This is a genomic window from Sediminitomix flava (assembly GCF_003149185.1).
GTDB classification, from domain to species: Bacteria; Bacteroidota; Bacteroidia; order Cytophagales; family Flammeovirgaceae; genus Sediminitomix; species Sediminitomix flava.
The window spans coordinates 1-2,238 of the sequence record NZ_QGDO01000027.1 but is presented as its reverse complement, the minus strand read 5'-3'; the positions used below and the strand labels follow the sequence as shown (position 1 = coordinate 2,238).

Here is a 2,238-nt window from a genome sequence, read left to right as displayed (position 1 = left end):
AAAGATTAAATTCCATAAAAAACACAACTGAAATTAGAATCTGAACGATAAATCTGTTTTGCTATTTTGGACTAACTGAACAATGAGCCCCAACGATTCGGGCATGGTGTCGCTGGCAGGTTGCGTCGCACCTGCCAGTGAACTATGCCCCTTGTTGTAGCCAGTTTTTTAATTTTTCTTTTCTTAATTCAAAAGGTATCCTCCTATTCATCGAATAGTGTGAATTTGGGTCACTTCCTTCTAATTTCTCTTGATCTTCGTGCCATTGCTTATTGTTTTCAAAAAAATCAAAAGCTTCTTTCCATTTATCCTGAAGGATATAGAAATCCACAATTTTTTCTAGGTTTTTTATCGGATATTCTTTCAATTTTTTAATTGCCAAATCGAGAGAATTATAATTTTGAAAAAAGTTAAATCCGGCATTTTTAGTATTTTGAACAACTTTTTCCATCAGTTTGATATTATTATATTTAACCAAATCATACCAACCCAAATTATAAAATTCCTTATCCCATCCATCTATATTGTCTACCCTAGTTCCATCAATTGAATTCCCCCAATTCTTATCAAGTTGATAGAACTCCATTTCCCACTTTCGATATTTAGGGGAATAAGAATTTATAAAGATGTCAAATTCCACACTTCTATTCCCTTCATTGAATTTTCGTCCATACCAACTCAGATGAAAATTAAAAAACTCTCCCTTTTTCCTAAACTCTCTCTTTGATTTAAGATATTTAAATCCATTTGGCTCAAGTATAGGTGACAAAAACTCAACCATTAGTTTATCAATCCGAACTCCTGGCTTGAGATCATCATAAAGTTGTACTGTTTTTTTACCGTCTAAATTGGATTTCATATTTTTTAATTGGCTACAACGACTCGGGCATGGTGTCGCAGACGGGTTGCGTCGCACCCGACTGTGTACTATGCCCCTTGTTGTGGTTCGTTTTAATTAATCACTTTAATTTGATCTAAAAAACAATCTAAAACATTACAGACATTTTTTTTCTCTATAAGCTTAGATATAGCTAAATACGCTTTTTGCTTTTGATTCTGCCAAACAAATAAATCCATGAAAAAATCACGTGTCTTAGTAAAATCTATTTCTTCTAATTTAGAAATCAACTCTGTATTCTCACTATAGTATGCATAGTCGTCGATCAAATCTAAAGCGTTAAAGAGGTCTTTTAAATACAATTTATTTTTTTCATCTACAGTCTCTAGAAGACTATTAGATTTCAAGAAAAACCTTAGTAAATCAAAATCATAATGGCTTATATCTTCATTCAGATTAAATGATTCTGCCCAAAGCCTCACATTCTTTTCATCAAAGGAAATGTAACAACCTGTTTTGATATACTGTATCAGATAATCTACTTTAGAAAAAGCAATTAATTGATTAGAGGTACTGCATAGTAGTTTATTAGGTTCATCTTTTTGTGTTTTATCATACCCCCAAAGACAATAGAATCTCAATTTGTCAAACTTGATTTCCAATAGATATTTACCATTATCTTTTTCTAATTCGTTCATTACTTTAGGTCGAATTCTATTTATGAACCACAACGACTCGGGCATGGTGTCGCAGGCAGATTGCGTCGCATGATGCCTGTGAACTATGCCCCTTGTTGTGCATTGTTTATTTTATTTTGAAATAGTAAGGCTTAAGTTTTTTTGAACTATTCATAATCCCTCTCCTTTTTTTACGATCTGCCTTACCTTTAGAGTTCACATGAAATAACTTGTTCTTTCTAATTATTAATTCAAAAGGTGGTTCTTTTCTACTCTGTCCACCACCACTAATCGAGTTAACAATAAATTCACTAGCTTCTATTCGGTTAGAGATATCATCCATAGACAGAACTAGGGAGTCTACACCATTATCTAAAGACAATGTATCGAAAATCGAACTAGTATAAAAGTGAACTTTATCAGTTACAATCTCATATTTACCTATTGACCAACTTGATGCTAAATCAAAATTCCATTCATATTTAAAAGTGGTATCTGAAGCAAAATATATCTTTGAACCAAATGAATCTATATAAAGTCCTTCTGGTTTTTGAGCAAATACTTCAGAATCATTAAAGATAAGTAGACTAATAAAAATTAATATGAATCTCATTTTCCAATAATGCACAACGCTCTGAGCATGGTAACGCTGGCAGATTGCGTCGCAGGCTGCCTGTGAACTATGCTCCTTGTTGGGGCTCGTTTATTTATTTTTTGTTTAAT

Annotated in this window: 3 protein-coding genes; all 3 read right to left on the bottom strand. The window is 32.7% G+C overall.

What is annotated here, in order from left to right; all coding sequences use genetic code 11:
- Positions 1–142: 142 nt before the first annotated feature.
- On the bottom strand, positions 143–859 hold the full coding sequence (locus tag BC781_RS25300) for a hypothetical protein (RefSeq protein ID WP_109623344.1): 717 nt from the start codon (positions 857–859) through the stop codon (positions 143–145).
- A gap of 92 nt (positions 860–951) precedes the next feature.
- Positions 952–1,536, bottom strand: coding sequence for a hypothetical protein (locus BC781_RS25295; RefSeq protein ID WP_146201792.1), 585 nt, complete (start codon positions 1,534–1,536; stop codon positions 952–954).
- A 106-nt stretch (positions 1,537–1,642) separates the two neighbouring features.
- On the bottom strand, positions 1,643–2,128 hold the full coding sequence (locus tag BC781_RS25290) for a hypothetical protein (protein ID WP_109623341.1): 486 nt from the start codon (positions 2,126–2,128) through the stop codon (positions 1,643–1,645).
- Positions 2,129–2,238: the final 110 nt, after the last annotated feature.